The following is a 15,986-nucleotide window of genomic DNA, read 5'->3' on the forward strand; positions in this document are numbered from 1 at the left end:
GAGCAGGTCGATGACCGGCGCGTACGAGCCGTTACCCGAGCTTGCGCGCCTGTTCGCGCAGCGCGTCCAGCTGGAGGCCCCAATCGACGATGCGCTGGCGCTCCTGCGCCACCACCTCGGCCGGGGCATTGGCCACGAAGTTGGCGTTGCCGAGCTTGCCTTCGCATTTCCTGATCTCGCCCTCGATACGGGCGATCTCCTTGGCCAGGCGCGCCTTCTCCGCACCGAGGTCGATCAGTCCGGCCAGCGGGATCAGTACGCGCAGGCTGCCGACCACGGCCGCGGCCGCCGCCGGCTCCTCGGCGCCCGGCTCGATCCACTGCGGCGCCTCGGTGCGCGCGAGGAAGGCGATCTGCGCGTCGAACTTGGCCACCCGCGCGCGATCGGCCGCTTCGCCGCCGGCCAGCAGCAGCGGAATGGTCTTGCCCGGGGCGATGTTCATCTCCGAACGAATGCGCCGGATACCCGAGAGCACCGCCTTGACCCATTCGATCTCGGCGCTCGCAGCCCCGTCGGACGGAAGTTCTGCGGTCTTCGGCCACGGCCGCGCCATGATGCTGGACGCCTGGATGCCCAGTCGCGGCGCTACCGACTGCCAGATCTCCTCGGTGATGAACGGAATGATCGGATGGAGCGCACGCAGCACCGTCTCCAGCACCACCAGCAGCGTGTGCCGGGTCGATGCGGCCGCCGCCGCGTCGTCGCCGTTGAGCGCGGGCTTGGAAAGCTCGAGGAACCAGTCGCAGTACTCGTTCCAGACGAACTCGTAGAGCGCCTGCGCCAGCAGGTCGAAGCGGTAGGTGGCGAAGTGCTCGTCGACCTCGGTCAGCGTCTGCTTGAGCCGGGTGAGGATCCAGCGTTCCGCCTCGGTGGCCGGGACGCCCGAAGGCGCCACCACCGCGCCCTCGGGCAGGTTCATCAGCACGAACCGCGCCGCGTTCCAAAGCTTGTTGCAGAACGCCTTGTAGCCCTCGGCGCGCTTGATGTCGAAGTTGATCGTGCGGCTGTAGCTGGCCAGCGCGGCGAAGGTGAAGCGCAGCGCGTCGGTGCCGATCGCGGGAATGCCGTGGGGGTAGTCCTTGCGGATGCGCTTCTCGACCTTCTCGCGCACCTGCGGTATCAGCAGCGAGCGGGTGGACTTCTCCACCAGCGGCTCGAGGCCGATACCGTCGATGAGATCCAGCGGGTCCAGCGTGTTGCCCTTGGACTTGGACATCTTCTGGCCTTCGGCGTCGCGCACGATGGCGTTGATGTAGACCTCGCGGAAGGGCACCTGCCTGGTGAAGTACAGGGTAGCCATCACCATGCGGGCGACCCAGAAGAAGATGATGTCGAAGCCGGTGACCAGCACCGCACTGGGCAGGAACAGCTTGTCCTGCGCCCAGTTGGCGACCACCTCGCCGCGCTCGTTCTTCACCGGTCCCTGCATCGGCCAGCCCAGCGTGGAGAACGGCCACAGCGCCGCGGAGAACCAGGTGTCGAGCACGTCGTCCTCCTGGCGCAGGACGCCGACGGGCTCGGTGGCGGCGTGTCGGCGCGCGTCCTGCTCGTCCTCGCCGACGAAGAGGTTGCCGGCCTCGTCGTACCACGCCGGAATGCGGTGGCCCCACCAAAGCTGGCGGCTGATGCACCAGTCCTGGATGTTGTCCAGCCATTGCGTATAGGTGGTGGTCCAGTTCTCCGGCACGAAGCGGATCGCGCCCGAGCGCACCGCTTCCAATGCCGGCTCGGTGATCGCCGTGCGGCCGCCGGGGCGGCCATCGGCCAGCACCTCGGACGTGAGGTCGACGAACCACTGGTCGGTCAGCATCGGCTCGATCACCGCGTCCGAGCGCTGGCTCACCGGCACCTGCAGCTTGTGCGGCTTGGTCTCGACCAAGAGGCCGATCGCCTCGAGGTCCGCGAGCACCGCCTTGCGTGCCTCGTAGCGGTCCAGGCCGCGGTACTTCTCCGGCGCGTTCTCGTTGACCTTGGCGTCGAGGGTAAAGATGTTGATCGGCTCCAGCTTGTGGCGCTGGCCGATGGCGTAGTCGTTGAAGTCGTGCGCCGGCGTGATCTTCACGCAACCGGTGCCGAACTCGCGGTCGACGTAGTCGTCGGCGATCACCGGGATCTCGCGACCGGTCAGCGGCAGATGCAACTTGCTGCCGATCAAGTGCGCGTAGCGTTCGTCCTCCGGATGCACCGCCACCGCCACGTCGCCCAGCATGGTTTCCGGGCGCGTGGTGGCGACCACCACGGAGCCCGCGCCGTCGGCCGTCATGTAGCGGATCGACCACAGGTGGCCGTCACGCTCGACGTTGTTCACTTCCAGGTCGGACACCGCCGTGCCCAGCGCCGGGTCCCAGTTCACCAGCCGGTTGCCGCGGTAGATCAGCCCGGCGCGGTACCACTCCACGAACACCTTGCGCACCGCGGCCGAGAGCCCCTCGTCCATGGTGAAGCGCTCGCGCGACCAGTCGGCGGCCACGCCCAGGCGTCGCATCTGGTTCGTGATGGTCGACCCGGATTCTTCCTTCCACTGCCACACGCGCTCGACGAAGGGCCCGCGGCCCAGGTCGTGGCGGCTCTTGCCCTCGGCAGCGAGCTGGTTCTCCACGATCTTCTGCGTGGCGATGCCGGCGTGGTCCGTGCCGACCTGCCACAGCGTGTTCATGCCGCGCATGCGCTGGTAGCGGATCAGCATGTCCATCACGGTCTGCTGGAACGCATGGCCCATGTGCAGCGTGCCGGTCACGTTCGGCGGCGGCAGCAGGATGCAGTAGGGCTCGCCCTGGCCGCTCGGCCGGAACGCGCCCGCTGCTTCCCAGCGGGCGTACCACTTCGATTCGATCTGGCCGGGCTCGAAACTCTTTTCCATCGGAGGCTCGCGATGGCGCGCCGGGTCGGGCACGCGCGTCTGACAAAGGGGTGAGCGGGCGATTGTACGGGGGCGGCCGCGCCACCCCAAGCGCGCGGGCGACACCGTGCAGCGCCGCGGCGCCGTCGCCCGGCCGCCAGGATCCCGCGCTCCCGGATCTGCATCGGTGCCAGCCGCCACGCCGTCGAGGGATCGCCGCGCGCGCCGCACCGGCCAGACGGCCGAGCTGCCAGGCGGTACCCGGGCCGGGTTCAGCGAGTCGGCGCGTGTCGCACGGGCGTCTCGCTCGCCAGGGCGAAGGCGCTTGCACGCCGTGCCTCGATGGGGCGGATCTCGTACGCCAGGCCGTAGTCCAGGCAGGGATTGGCGGCGGCAAGCCGGGCCGCTTCCTCGAGGCTGTCCGCCAGGATGAACCAGTAGCCGCCGACGACCTCCTTGGACTCGGCGAACGGCCCGTCGACGATCCGTTGCCGGGTCACCAGCCTGCCTTCACGGGCGAGCCGTTGGCCGGGCCGCATCCGGCCCGCGGCCACCTGCTCGTCGTGCCACGCGTAGAAGCGGTCGATCGCGTCCTGGATCTCGGCGGGCGAGCGGTCCGGATCCCACTGGCCACGCGAGATGACGAGGTACTCGGAAAGCGGCGAGGCGGTCTTCATGGATGCAGCGCCCATGCGGTCGAAGGCGCCGGGGCCGTCGCAGGCGCCGACCGCCGGGTACCGGAGGGACAAGCGTAGAGGAGCGCCCTCCGGCGGTCCACCGCTGCGAAGCCGCCGATGGTGTCGGCGCGGCAGCCCGCGACGGGCGGTCGCCGGATGGCCGTCCCGGCTAGAGCGCCACGCCCTGGCCTTCGGGCCAGGGCGCTACAAGGTGGCCGCTGCGGGCGGCTACCCGGTCAGGCGACGAAGGCATCCGCCAGCGAACGGCCGGAGGCGGCCGGCATCGCCTGCTGGCGCTCGTGCTCCTGCAGCTGCATGCGGGTGAGGCGCGTCACCAGGAGCAGGAACAGCACCGCGGCCGCCACGTTCAGCAGTTGTCCTGCGAGCAGCAGTAGCTGCTGCGTGTGCAGGCCGCGGAAGGTGTGCGCCATCTGCACGTACCGGGCCAGGAACCAGTAGGACAGGTTGCCGGCGATCCAGCAGCCCCACCATGCGGCCAGCAGCCGGGGCGTGGGCAGCTTCTGCCAGCGCGCCGGCGCGAGCGTGCCCAGCCAGATCTGCGCCAGGGCGCGCATCGGCCGCACCAGGTTCATGACCGGCACCGCATACCAGCCGACCGCCCAACCGGGCGAGTCGTCCAGGCCCTTGGCCCCGAGCGCGCGCACGTTGCAGGCCACGCGGTAGATCCAGCAGCCGGCCCAGGCGTAGCAGGCCAGCGTGAGCAGCCACTGCAGGCGGAACAGGTTGAGCTGCAGCCTGCCGGCACCGGCCAGCGCGTCCTGCAGCGTCGGGTTGGTCCCGCCGTCGATGCCCTGCTGCAGCAACTGCAGCCCGTAGAGCATGACGCCCACAGTGGCAAGAGTGAGCACGATGTAGGCGGCCAGCACACCGCGGACCCCGTTGCCCAGGGCGGCCGGTGAGCGGAAGACCTCGTGCTGTCCGGAATGCAGGCGGACACCGCCTGCGGCCGGTGCGGATGCACCAGAAGGATGGAATCGCGACATACGGCACCCCCATGCCTTTGTCGGGCCGGCCGGTTGCCGGCGCCCCCATCATGCGCCCCGGGTGTGGACGGGGCAAGCCCGCGTGTGCTAGGGGGGGGGCTGCTAGAGCAGTTCGATCCCGAAGCGCCGCACCGCCAGCGCGAACAGCGCGAAGCAGGCCACCGTGATCGCGGCGCACGCGATCAGGGTGAACCAGAAGCCCAGGCGCGGGAGCAAGGCGGGAAAGACCAGGAACATCGGCAGCGTCGGCACCACGTACCAGAACGTGTACCAGGCGTGGTTTGCGATCTTCTGCTGCGACTGGTGTTCCACGTAGAGCCAGATCAGCGCCAGGATGGTCACCATCGGCAGGGCGCCGAGCAGGCCGCCCAGCCGGTCGCTGCGCTTGGCCGCCTCGGACACCAGCACCACCACGGCGGCGGTGATCAGGTACTTGGTGATCAGCCAGGCCATGTCAGCCTTCGCGCAGGGTACGGCCGTAGGCGTGCACCTCGTCGACCAGCACCCGTACGTGTGCGGGGTCGACCTCGGGCGTGATGCCGTGGCCGAGGTTGAAGACGTGCCCCGGATGGTTGCCGTAGCTGTCCATGACGGCGCGCGCCTCGCGGCGGATCACCTCAGGGCTGGAACGCAGCACGGCCGGGTCGAGGTTGCCCTGCAGCGCCACCTTGCCCGCCACCGCACGGCGCGCCTGGTCCAGGTCGATGGTCCAGTCCACGCCGAGCGCCTGGCAGCCGCTGTCGGCCATCTCGGCTAGATGCAGGTGGGCGCCCTTGGAGAACAGGATCACCGGCAGCTCGCGCGCCTGCGGGTCGGACTTCAGCGCGGCGACCACCTGGCGCATGTAGCGCAGCGAAAACTCGCGGAACGGCGCCGGCCCGAGCAGTCCGCCCCAGGTGTCGAACACCATCAGCGCCTGCGCGCCGGCGGCGGCCTGCGCGGCCAGGTAGGCGGCGACCGCACGGGCCAGCGTGTCGAGCAGCCGGTGGGCGAGCGCCGGATCGCTCCAGCACATCGCCTTGAGCGTGGCGAAGTCGCGCGAACCCTGGCCCTCGACCATGTAGCAGGCCAGCGTCCACGGGCTGCCGGCGAAGCCGATCAGCGGCACGCGGCCGTCCAGTTCCCTGCGGATCAGGCGCACCGCGTCCATCACGTAGCGCAGCTCGCCGTCCATGTCGGGCACGGCCAGGCGCGCCACGTCGGCGGCGCTGCGCACGGGACGGGCGAACTGCGGACCCTCGCCCTGGGCGAAGGACAGCCCGAGGCCCATGGCGTCGGGGATGGTGAGGATGTCCGAGAACAGGATCGCCGCGTCCAGCTCGAAGCGCTGCAGTGGCTGCAGCGTCACTTCGCAGGCGAACTCGGGGTTCTGCGCCAGGCCCATGAAGCTGCCGGCGCGCTCGCGCGTGGCGCGGTACTCGGGCAGGTAGCGGCCGGCCTGGCGCATCACCCAGACCGGCGTGGTGTCGGTGGGTTCCCGGCGCAGCGCGCGCAGGAAGCGGTCGTTCTTGAGCGGGACAGTCATCTCAGCGTCCGTGCGGGCCGTCCAGGCCCTGGGCGAACATCACGCGGAAGCCGCGCTTCAACTGCGCGTCGCGCGCCTTCTCGAACGCGGCGATGGCGGCCTCGCGCTCGAGGAACTGCTCGCGCTTGAGCGTGGCCTTGCCGCCCTGCGTGCCGCTTTCGCGGTACAGCGTCCAGCCGCCGAGCAGGTCCTGCTCGAGCACGATCTGCACGTAGCGCGGCGCCTCGGACGAGGCGGGCATGGTTTGCAGGTAGAGGCGCATGGTGTCCGTGATGGTGCGGCAGGGGCGCCGCAAGAGGCACATTCTAGAGGCCCGTCGCGGCACTGGCGAGGCATCCGCGCCACGCACGACCGGGCATTGTGGGGGCGTGCCTGTCCGCGACGCCCTACGATCGACGCGTTGCCCTGCCCGCGAACGCCGAGGGCATCGCGAGCGAGCGCGCTCCGGCCCTGTCTCCGCTCAGGCGGAACGCTGTCCGGCGCGGCACGCTTCCTCGAGCGTGGCGAGCACGGCCGGTTCCGGCACGCCGGCCACGATCTCGGCGCGGCCGATGCCGCGCCACAGGATCAGCCGCAGCGCGCCGGCGGTGTTCTTCTTGTCCAGTCGCATCCGGTCGAGCAAGTGCTGCGGATCGGACCCCGCCGGCACCCCGGTGGGCAGCCCCAGGCGTACGAGCAGGCGACGCAGCCGCGCGGTGTCGGCGGCGGGGCCCATGCCCAGCCGTTCGGACAGCCGCGCCGCCAGCAGCATGCCGATGGCGACCGCCTCGCCGTGCAGCAGGGTGGTGTAGCGCCCGGCGGTCTCCAGCGCATGGCCGAAGGTGTGGCCGAGGTTGAGCAGGGCGCGCTCGCCCTGTTCGGTCTCGTCGCGGGCGACCACGCCGGCCTTGTAGCGCACCTTGCGCGCGATCGCCTCGGCCAGCGGGGCGTCCGCGCGCGCGGCGAGCGCGTCCGCATTGGCTTCCAGCCAGGCGAAGAAGTCCTCGTCGCCGATCGCCGCGCCCTTGATCACTTCGGCCAGGCCGGCGCGGTACTCGCGGTCGGGCAGGGTGGCCAGCGTGTCGATGTCGGCGACGACCGCACGCGGCTGGTGGAACGCGCCGGCCAGGTTCTTGCCGGCCGGCAGGTTCACGCCGGTCTTGCCGCCGACCGAGGAGTCGACCATCGCCAGCAGCGTGGTCGGCATCTGCACGAAGTCGACGCCGCGCATCCAGCAGGCCGCGGCGAAGCCGGCCAGGTCGCCGACCACGCCGCCGCCCAGCGCGATCACGCAGGCGTCGCGGGTGGCGCCGAGCGCAGCCAGCGCCTCCAGCACGCGGCCCACGTTGGCGAAGCTCTTGTGCGCCTCGCCGTCCTCGAGCAGGAAGCTGGACCAGTGCAGGCCCTCCAGGCCCTGCGCCACGCGCTCCAGGTAGAGCGGCGCGACGGTGGTGTTGCTCACCACCAGCGCGTGGCGCCCGCGCAGCCGCGCGCGCCAGCGGGCCGCATCGCCCAGCAGTCCACGGCCGATCCAGACCGGATAGCGACGGGCGCCGAGCGCGACCTCGACGGTGCGGATGCCGTCCGTGCTCATGCGGCCTGTTGCCGTCGCCAGTGCTGGTCGAGCAGCACCAGGCAGCGTTCGCTGGCGGCCGCCACGCCCTGGCTGGTGCCGGGGACGCGCAGATCGGCGATCTCGCGGTACAGCGGCGTGCGGATCCGCGCCATGCTCTCGAGCCGGCCGCGCCGGTCGTCGCCGGCGAGCAGGGGACGCCGGGTGTCGCGCGCCAGGCGCTCCAGTTGCTGTTCGATGCCGGTGTCGAGCCACAGCACGAAGCCGCGTTCGGCGAGCCGGCGGCGGTTGTCCGCGTCCAGTACGGCGCCGGCGCCGGTCGCCAGCAGCACCCCCGTGCGCGCGGTCAGCGCGTCGAGCAGGGTGCGCTCGCGCTGGCGGAAGCCGGCCTCGCCCTCGACCTCGAACACCCGGCTCAGCTCCACCCCGCAGTGCTGCTCGATCTCCTGGTCGAGGTCCAGGAACGGCAGGCCATAATGCGCGGCGAGGCGTCGACCGATCGACGTCTTGCCGGCACCGGTCGGGCCGATCAGGAACAGATTGCACGAGGGGTTCATGCGCGCATGCTAGCAACCACGGGCGAACGCGTCTTGCTGGCCGGCTGCGGCGACGTCGGCCTGCGCGCGGCGCGGCGGCTGCGGGCGCAGGGGCACACGGTGTTCGCGCTGCGCCGGCGGCCGCCGGCGGACGCACGCGAAGGCATCGCGTGGCTGGCCGGCGACCTCGCCGAACCCGCCTCGCTCGCCGGGCTGCCCGAGGGCATCAGGCGGCTGGTCTACCTGCCGGCGCCGGATGCGCGCGACCACGCTACCTACCGCGCCGTGTTCCTGCACGGCCTGCGCGGCCTGCTGATGCGGCTGGACACGACGGCGCTGCGGCGGGTGCTGCTGGTCTCCTCGAGCGCCGTCTACGGCGAGCACGGCGAGGACTGGGTGGACGAGGACACCCCGCCCGATCCGCCCGGGTTCAACGGTGCGGTGCTGCTGGAGGCCGAGCGCTGGCTGGCCGCCCAGCCCTGGCCCTCGACGGTGCTGCGGCTGGCCGGGCTGTACGGCCCGGGCCGCCTGCAACTGCTCGACCGCCTGCGCTTGGGCACGGCGGCAGTGCCGCGGGAGCGGCGGCACTGGGCCAACCGCATCCACGTCGACGACGCGGCCGCGGCGATCGCCCACCTGCTGCTGCTCCCCGATGCCCAGGGGCTGTACCTGGGCGTGGACGACACGCCGCTGCCGCTGGACGTGCTGTACGACCATCTGGCGAGGCTGGCCGGCGCCCCGGTGCCGCCGGCCGGGCCGGCGCCGGCCGGCGTCGGCAGCAAGCGGCTGAGCAACGCCCGGCTGCGTGCGAGCGGGTTCACGCCCCGGTGGCCGGATGCGCTCGCGGGTTATGCCGCGGTGCTCGCCGGAGGGAGTTGGACGCCGCGGCGGCGCGCCCGCGGGACTAGCCGTGCGCGAGACCGGTGACGTGGCGGTCGTCGTCGTACTCGACCACGCTGTCGGCCAGCGCCGGCAGGGTGGCCAGCGCATGTCGGCTGAGCCGTTCGAAGTGCGCCAGGAAGCGCGCCATCGCCTCGGGGTCCATCGCCAGTGGCGCGCGCCGGGCGAGCAGCGCCTCCTCCTGCTCGCCGCGCCAGCGTCGCACCACGTCCCAGTTCGGCGCCTGCAGCACGATCAGGGCGTCGAGCTTTCTCCACAGCGGCTGGTAGGCGCGCAACTGCTTGTTGACCCAGTGGCGCCAGCGAGCGTCCGGGTCTTCCTCGCGTTCGAGCGCGTTCACCGGCGTGTCCAGCGCCGACTGCAGCTGCGGGCGCAGGCCCAGCGCCCAGCCCTCGAGGATCACCAGCTTCGGCGCGCGGGTGACCTTCGCCCAGCGCGACGGCGGCACGCGCGTGTCGCGGCCCTTGTCGAAGCGCGGCCAGGTGACCGGCAGCTTCTCCGACGCCTGCGGCAGCGCCGCCAGCACCGACAGCAGCAACTCGATCTCGTGCGTGCCCGGCACGCCGCGCGTGCGCAGCAGCGGATGGACCTCGCGGGCGAGTGTCTCGCGTTCGCTGCGCGGGTAGTAGAAATCGTCCAGCGCGAGTACGTCGGTCGGCCAGCCGCGGGCTTCCGCTTCGGCTTTCATCACCCGTGCGAGCGTGCTCTTGCCGCTGCCCTGCAGGCCGGAGAGTCCCAGGATGTAGGGGCGGCGTGAACGTGCGATGCGCCCGGCATAATGGTCGAGCAGATGGCCGGCGAGGGCGACGTTCTGCATGCTAGGATCGTTGGTCATCCGCGCATGATGGCGCGGCGCCGCCACGATGCAAGAGTCATGCTCAAACGCGAGATCCTAGACACCTTCCTGGGCCTGCTGGACGAGGCCACGGCCGGCGGCGATCCCGAACCCACCGCGATGAACCTGGCGACCGCCGACGCGGCCGGCCGGGTCAGCTCGCGCATCGTGCTGCTGAAGGGGGCCGACGAGCGCGGCTTCCGCTTCTACACCAACTACCAGAGCGACAAGGGCGTGCAGCTGGAGGCGCATCCGCAGGTGGCGCTGTGCTTCCACTGGAAGCAGCTGCGCGAGGGCGTGCAGGTGCGGGTGGAGGGCATCGCGCGCAAGCTGCTGCCGGAGGAATCGGACGCCTATTTCGCCAGCCGGCCCCGCGGCAGCCAGATCGGTGCGTGGGCCTCGCTGCAGTCGCAGACCCTGCCCGACCGCGAAACCTTCGAGCAGCGCGTGGCCCGTTGCGAGAAGGAGTTCGAGGGGCGCGAGGTGCCGCGTCCGCCGCACTGGGGCGGCTTCGTGGTGGAACCGGACCTGGTCGAGTTCTGGTACGGCGCGCAGTACCGCCTGCACGAGCGCGTGCGCTGGAGCCGGCACGGGCAGACCTGGACCAGCCGGCTGCTCTATCCATGAGCCACGCGCAGCCCGCGCCGCACGTCGCCCAGGGCGGTTTCGTCGTACACACGCGCGGGCGCGGTTTCAGCGAGATCACCGCGAAGGTGGCCGAGGCCGTGGCGGCCAGCCACGTGCAGACCGGCATCGCCCACGTGTTCACCGCGCACACCAGCTGTTCCCTGCTGATCGGCGAGAACGCCGACCCGTCGGTGCGCGCCGACCTGGAGCGCTGGTTCGCGCGCGCCGTGCCGGACGGCGACCCGATGTTCGAGCACGATGCCGAAGGCCCGGACGACATGCCGGCCCACGTGCGCTCGATCCTCACCGGCGTCAGCCTCACCGTGCCGGTGCACGTCGGGAAGCCGCAGCTGGGCACCTGGCAGGGCATCTACCTGTGGGAGCACCGCCACGAGCCGCACCAGCGCCGGGTCACGGTGACCGTGCTCGGGCATTGAGCGCCGCCTGACGGCGCGGACAGGCGGGAGCGCAGCCTGCATACTTGCGCCTTCCCTGATGGCACGCGTTCCGTCCGATGACCGACGACTTCCCGCAGCGCATCGTCTGCCTCACCGAGGAGCCGACCGAGGTACTCTACGCGCTCGGCGAGGAGCGCCGCATCGTCGGCATCTCCGGCTTCACCGTGCGCCCGCCGCGCGCGCGCAAGGAGAAGCCCAAGGTCTCGGCGTTCACCAGCGCCAGGATCGGCGAGATCCTGAAGCTGGAGCCGGACCTGGCGATCGGCTTCTCCGACATCCAGGCCGACATCGCGCGCGAGCTGATCAAGGCCGGCGTGGAGGTGTGGATCAGCAACCACCGTAGCGTGGCCGGCATCCTGGCCTACATCCGCCGGCTGGGCGCGATGGTCGGCGCCTCAGCCAGGGCCGAGGCGTACGCGCGCCAGGCCGAGGCACACCTGGGCGAGGTGCGCGCGCTGGCCGCGGCGCTGCCACGCCGGCCCAAGGTGTACTTCGAGGAGTGGGACGAGCCGATCATCACCGGCATCCGCTGGGTCGCCGAGCTGATCGGCGTCGCCGGCGGCGAGGACGCGTTTCCCGAACTGGCGCGCCAGCCGCTGGCCAAGCGGCGCATCCTGGCCGACGGCGGGGAGGTGGTGCGCCGCGCGCCGGACATCATCCTGGGATCCTGGTGCGGCAAGCGCTTCCGGCCGGAGAAGGTCGCCGCGCGTCCGGGTTGGGCGGCCATTCCGGCGGTACGCGACGGCGAGCTGCACGAGGTCAAGTCGCCGATCATCCTGCAGCCCGGCCCGGCGGCGCTGTTCGACGGGCTGGCCGAACTTCACCGCATCATCGCCGCCTGGGCGCATCGCGCACCGGGGTAGGAGCTCGCTCCTACAAAGGGGCGGTCAGAGGCCGCCGGCCAGGCGCGAGCCCCAGTCGAACAGCGGCGCCGCGACCAGGATGCGGGCGAGCAGCAGGCCGATCATCACCACGGCGGGCGCGAAGTCCAGCACGCCGACCACCATTTTGCCGCGCAGCGGGCGCAGCAACGGCGCGACGATCGCCTCGACCAGGCGCAGCACCGGGTGGTAGCCGTCGGCGCCGAACATGCTGAGCAGCGACCAGCCGAACACCAGCACCAGGTAGAACACGAGCACGAAGTCGAGCAGCTCGGCGAGCGCGAGCACCAGCAATCCGGCCACGTGGGGCGCCGCGCCGGCCAGCGCGAACAGCACCACGCGTTTGAGCAGCATGATCAGGTAGCACACCAGCAACGCGGCCAGGTTGATCCGGCGCCAGTTCGGCAGCACGCGCCGGATCGGCGCCAGCAACGGGTTGGTGTAGCGGTAGACGAACTGGCTGACCGGGTTGCGGAAGTCGGCCCGCCCGGCCTCCGCCAGCAGGCGCAGCACGAACAGCGTGGCCAGGGCGTCGAAGGCAATCTCGATCAGCAGGGAAAACGCGTTGAGCAGGTAGATCACGATTCAGCTCCTGGCATCGAGCTCGGCGGCGAGGTCGGCGCCGCGGCGGGTGGCGGCCTGCACGGCGCGGGCGACGATGCCCGCCAGGCCGTCGGCGGCGAAACTTTCCAGCGCCGCCTGGGTGGTGCCGTTGGGCGAGGTGACCCGACGGCGCAGCTCGCCCGGCGCCTCGCCGCCCTCGACCAGCATGCGGCCGGCGCCCAGGCAGGTCTGCGCGGCCAGCGCCCGGGCGGTGTCGCGCGGCATGCCTTGCGCGACGGCGGCGTCCTCCAGCGCCTCGACCAGCGCGAAGAAATACGCCGGGCCGGAGCCGGACAGGGCGGTGACCGTATCCATCAGGGCTTCGTCGTCGATCCAGCGGGTCAGGCCCACCGCGTCCAGGATGTGCTGGGCCTGCGCCTTCTGCGGCGGGCTGACCCGCGCGTTGGCGACGAGGCCGGTGGCGCCGGCGCCGATCAGCGCCGGCGTGTTGGGCATGCAGCGCACTACGGCCAGGTGCGCGCCGAACCAGCGTTCGAGCTGGTCCAGCCGCACGCCGGCGGCGATCGAGATCAGCAGCGGGCGGTGACGCTGCAGCGGTTCGCGCAGTTCGGCCTGCAGCGCCGGCATGATCTGCGGCTTGACCGCCAGCACCAGTACCTGCGCGTCCTCGGCGGCCAGCCGGTTCTCGGCGAAGGTCGCCACGCCGAACTCGCGGGCCAGCGCCTCGCGGGCCTGCGCGTGCGGCTCGGCCACGCGGATCGAGGACGCCGCCGCGCCGGTCTTGAGCAGGCCGCCGATCAGGCTGCGCGCCATGTTGCCGCCGCCGATGAAGGCTAGTCGTGTCATGCCGTTCCCTTGGGTGTGCGTGGGGCCCGTTACCTTAACGCGAAGCGCGCCGGCGGCGGGTGGAGGCGGCGCGTTGCCGGTTCGCGGCCGGTCGAGCCCGGGCGGGGAGGGGCCCGGCAGCGGGAGCGGGTCGCAGTTTCGCGGGGCGGGCGCCGTAACCCACTGGCCCGGCGGGCATTCGCGCGAGTAGTATCGGTCGCGCTGCCAAGGGGGATGTCGGATGGCCGGCTCGACGGCGACGGGGCGTGCGCGAAGGCGCCACGGCCGGGCGGTTCCCTGTGCAGTCCGCTCATCCTGACGAACGCTTCAAGGGGAATCCATGGACATCGCCGAACTGCTGGCCTTCTCGGTGAAGAACAAGGCCTCGGACCTGCACCTGTCGGCCGGCCTGCCACCGATGATCCGCGTGGACGGCGACGTGCGCCGCATCAACATCCCGCCGCTGGAACACAAGCAGGTGCACGCGCTGATCTACGACATCATGTCGGACAAGCAGCGGCGCGACTACGAGGAATTCTTCGAGACCGACTTCTCGTTCGAGATCCCCGGCCTGGCGCGCTTCCGCGTCAACGCGTTCAACCAGAACCGCGGCGCGGGCGCGGTGTTCCGCACCATTCCCTCCGAGGTGCTGACGCTGGAGGACCTGGCGGCGCCGCGCATCTTCCGCGAGCTGATCGAGCAGCCGCAGGGCCTGATCCTGGTGACCGGGCCGACCGGCTCGGGCAAGTCGACCACGCTGGCGGCGATGATCGACCACATCAACAAGAACGAGTACGGCCACATCCTCACCGTCGAGGACCCGATCGAGTTCGTGCACACCTCGCAGAAGTGCCTGATCAACCAGCGCGAGGTGCACCGCGACACGCACGGCTTCAACGAGGCGCTGCGTTCGGCGCTGCGCGAGGACCCAGACATCATCCTGGTCGGCGAGTTGCGCGACCTGGAAACCATCCGCCTGGCACTGACCGCGGCGGAGACCGGTCACCTGGTGTTCGGTACCCTGCACACCAGCTCGGCGGCCAAGACCATCGACCGCATCATCGACGTGTTCCCCGCCGGCGAGAAGCCGATGGTGCGCTCGATGCTTTCCGAGTCGCTGCGCGCGGTGATCTCGCAGTCGCTGCTGAAGAAGGTCGGCGGCGGACGCATCGCGGCGCACGAGATCATGGTCGGCATCCCGGCCATCCGCAACCTGATCCGCGAGGACAAGGTCGCGCAGATGTACTCGTCGATCCAGACCGGCCAGCAGTACGGCATGCAGACGCTGGACCAGAACCTGCAGGACCTGGTCAAGCGTGGCCTGGTGTCGCGGCAGGAAGCGATCGGCTATGCCAAGAACAAGGAAATCTTCAAGTGAGGCACGGACCGGGCAGCGTGGGACGGGGAACGGGCGGTGCACGGTGCCCGGGAGCCTTGCGCTCCACCCATGCGCTTGATGGAAGCCGCTGTCTCCGGCGTTCCCTGTCGCTCACGTCCCCTGTTCCCCGTTTCCCGTTCCCCGCTCCCGGAGGAGCGCACCCATGAGCGAATTCGATTTCACCTCGTTCCTGAAGCTGATGGTCCACAAGAAGGCGTCGGACCTGTTCATCACGGCCGGCGTGGCGCCGTCGATGAAGCTGCAGGGGCGGATCGTGCCGATCACGCAGACACCGCTCTCGGTGCAGCAGGCGCGCGACATGGTGCTCAACATCATGACGCCTTCGCAGCGCGAGGAGTTCGAGAAGACCCACGAGTGCCAGTTCGCGATCTCCGCGCAGGGCGTGGGCCGGTTCCGCGTGTCGTGCTTCTACCAGCGCAACTGCGTGGGCATGGTGCTGCGCCGGATCGAGTCGAAGATCCCGACCTTCGAGGAGCTCACCTTGCCGCCGGTGCTCAAGCAGCTGGCGATGACCAAGCGCGGCATCATCATCTTCGTGGGCGCCACCGGTTCGGGCAAGTCCACCTCGCTGGCCGCGATGGTGGGCTACCGCAACCAGAACTCGACCGGCCACATCATCACGATCGAGGACCCGATCGAGTACGTGCACAAGCACGAAGGATGCATCATCACCCAGCGCGAGATCGGCATCGACACCGACAACTGGGAAAACGCGCTCAAGAACACCTTGCGCCAGGCGCCGGACGTGATCCTGATCGGCGAGGTGCGTACCCGAGAGACGATGGAGTACGCGATCAACTTCGCCGAGACCGGCCACCTGTGCCTGTGCACGCTGCATGCGAACAACGCCAACCAGGCGATCGACCGCATCCTGCACTTCTTCCCGGAAGACCGGCGCCAGCAGCTGTTCATGGACCTGTCGCTGAACCTCAAGGGCATCGTTGCGCAGCAGCTGATCCCCACGCCGGACGGCAAGGCGCGCCGCGTGGCGGTGGAAGTCCTGCTGGGCACGCCGCTGGTGCAGGACTACATCCGCCAGGGCGAGATCCACAAGATCAAGGAAGTGATGAAGGAGTCGGTGAACCTGGGCATGCGCACCTTCGACCAGAGCCTGGTCGAGCTCTACCACGCCGGCGAGATCAGCTACGAGGATGCGTTGCGCCACGCCGACAGTTCCAACGAGGTGCGCCTGCGCATCAAGCTCGCGCAGGGCGGCGACGCGCACACGCTGTCGCAGGGCCTGGAGGGCGTGGAGCTGGAGGATACCCGCGACAACAACCAGTTCGGCGGCGGCATGCTGCGTCGCTGACGGCGTCCCGTCGGGCGTCGCCCGGACGGCAGAAAGGGGCCCGCGGGCCCCTTTC

17 protein-coding genes are annotated in these 15,986 nt (G+C 70.7%); 6 read left to right on the plus strand and 11 right to left on the minus strand.

Annotated features, from left to right (window positions below; translation table 11 throughout):
• Positions 1-31: 31 nt before the first annotated feature.
• From WAT24_RS04840 to WAT24_RS04875, 8 genes are all read right to left on the minus strand, one after another.
• A complete protein-coding gene (locus WAT24_RS04840) occupies positions 32-2,860 on the minus strand; it encodes a valine--tRNA ligase (protein WP_336806691.1) in 2,829 nt (942 codons plus the stop codon).
• Between the two features lie 251 nt (positions 2,861-3,111).
• On the minus strand, positions 3,112-3,516 hold the full coding sequence (locus tag WAT24_RS04845) for a YciI family protein (protein WP_336806692.1): 405 nt from the start codon (positions 3,514-3,516) through the stop codon (positions 3,112-3,114).
• A 236-nt stretch (positions 3,517-3,752) separates the two neighbouring features.
• On the minus strand, positions 3,753-4,403 hold the full coding sequence (locus WAT24_RS04850) for a DUF4328 domain-containing protein (RefSeq protein ID WP_336806693.1): 651 nt from the start codon (positions 4,401-4,403) through the stop codon (positions 3,753-3,755).
• Positions 4,404-4,622: 219 nt separating this feature from the next.
• The gene (locus WAT24_RS04855; protein WP_336806694.1) at positions 4,623-4,973 is read right to left on the minus strand and encodes a DUF3147 family protein; all 351 of its coding nucleotides are present in this window, start codon (positions 4,971-4,973) and stop codon (positions 4,623-4,625) included.
• Between the two features lies 1 nt (position 4,974).
• Positions 4,975-6,045 carry a uroporphyrinogen decarboxylase gene (gene hemE / locus WAT24_RS04860; protein WP_336806695.1) on the minus strand — a complete coding sequence of 357 codons (1,071 nt, stop codon included), beginning with the start codon at positions 6,043-6,045 and terminating at the stop codon, positions 4,975-4,977.
• Position 6,046: 1 nt separating this feature from the next.
• Positions 6,047-6,307 carry a WGR domain-containing protein gene (locus tag WAT24_RS04865; RefSeq protein ID WP_336806696.1) on the minus strand — a complete coding sequence of 87 codons (261 nt, stop codon included), beginning with the start codon at positions 6,305-6,307 and terminating at the stop codon, positions 6,047-6,049.
• Positions 6,308-6,505: 198 nt separating this feature from the next.
• On the minus strand, positions 6,506-7,618 hold the full coding sequence (gene aroB, locus WAT24_RS04870; protein ID WP_336806697.1) for a 3-dehydroquinate synthase: 1,113 nt from the start codon (positions 7,616-7,618) through the stop codon (positions 6,506-6,508).
• Positions 7,615-8,154 carry a shikimate kinase gene (locus WAT24_RS04875; RefSeq protein WP_336806698.1) on the minus strand — a complete coding sequence of 180 codons (540 nt, stop codon included), beginning with the start codon at positions 8,152-8,154 and terminating at the stop codon, positions 7,615-7,617. Before WAT24_RS04875 ends, aroB begins: the two co-directional genes overlap by 4 nt.
• A 6-nt stretch (positions 8,155-8,160) precedes the next feature.
• Here WAT24_RS04875 and WAT24_RS04880 point away from each other — a divergent pair, with 6 nt between their 5' ends.
• Complete coding sequence (locus WAT24_RS04880) at positions 8,161-9,060, plus strand: NAD-dependent epimerase/dehydratase family protein (protein WP_336806699.1); 900 nt, start codon at positions 8,161-8,163, stop codon at positions 9,058-9,060.
• On the opposite strand, the gene WAT24_RS04885 is transcribed toward WAT24_RS04880, so the two are convergent.
• A complete protein-coding gene (locus WAT24_RS04885; RefSeq protein ID WP_425605241.1) occupies positions 9,038-9,850 on the minus strand; it encodes a kinase in 813 nt (270 codons plus the stop codon). The genes WAT24_RS04880 and WAT24_RS04885 overlap by 23 nt on opposite strands.
• Positions 9,851-9,907: 57 nt before the next feature.
• Between WAT24_RS04885 and pdxH the strand changes: the two genes are divergently transcribed.
• The 3 genes from pdxH to WAT24_RS04900 all read left to right on the plus strand — a co-directional run bounded on the left by pdxH (position 9,908) and on the right by WAT24_RS04900 (position 11,816).
• Entirely contained in the window at positions 9,908-10,495 is a 588-nt protein-coding gene (gene pdxH, locus WAT24_RS04890) for a pyridoxamine 5'-phosphate oxidase (RefSeq protein WP_336806701.1), read from the plus strand.
• Positions 10,492-10,932 (plus strand): secondary thiamine-phosphate synthase enzyme YjbQ, encoded by a 441-nt coding sequence (locus WAT24_RS04895; protein WP_336806702.1) that lies wholly within the window; start codon positions 10,492-10,494, stop codon positions 10,930-10,932. Before pdxH ends, WAT24_RS04895 begins: the two co-directional genes overlap by 4 nt.
• Before the next feature lie 77 nt (positions 10,933-11,009).
• Complete coding sequence (locus WAT24_RS04900; RefSeq protein WP_336806703.1) at positions 11,010-11,816, plus strand: ABC transporter substrate-binding protein; 807 nt, start codon at positions 11,010-11,012, stop codon at positions 11,814-11,816.
• 24 nt (positions 11,817-11,840) lie between these two features.
• Here WAT24_RS04900 and WAT24_RS04905 read toward each other — a convergent pair whose 3' ends face one another.
• Entirely contained in the window at positions 11,841-12,416 is a 576-nt protein-coding gene (locus WAT24_RS04905; RefSeq protein ID WP_336806704.1) for a YggT family protein, read from the minus strand.
• 3 nt (positions 12,417-12,419) lie between these two features.
• Positions 12,420-13,244 carry a pyrroline-5-carboxylate reductase gene (gene proC, locus WAT24_RS04910; protein ID WP_336806705.1) on the minus strand — a complete coding sequence of 275 codons (825 nt, stop codon included), beginning with the start codon at positions 13,242-13,244 and terminating at the stop codon, positions 12,420-12,422.
• A gap of 319 nt (positions 13,245-13,563) precedes the next feature.
• Here proC and WAT24_RS04915 point away from each other — a divergent pair, with 319 nt between their 5' ends.
• Entirely contained in the window at positions 13,564-14,601 is a 1,038-nt protein-coding gene (locus WAT24_RS04915) for a type IV pilus twitching motility protein PilT (RefSeq protein WP_336806706.1), read from the plus strand.
• Between the two features lie 163 nt (positions 14,602-14,764).
• Positions 14,765-15,931 carry a PilT/PilU family type 4a pilus ATPase gene (locus WAT24_RS04920; RefSeq protein WP_336806707.1) on the plus strand — a complete coding sequence of 389 codons (1,167 nt, stop codon included), beginning with the start codon at positions 14,765-14,767 and terminating at the stop codon, positions 15,929-15,931.
• Positions 15,932-15,986: the final 55 nt, after the last annotated feature.

The organism is Fulvimonas yonginensis (assembly GCF_037137055.1).
Lineage (GTDB): Bacteria > Pseudomonadota > Gammaproteobacteria > Xanthomonadales > Rhodanobacteraceae > Frateuria_A > Frateuria_A yonginensis.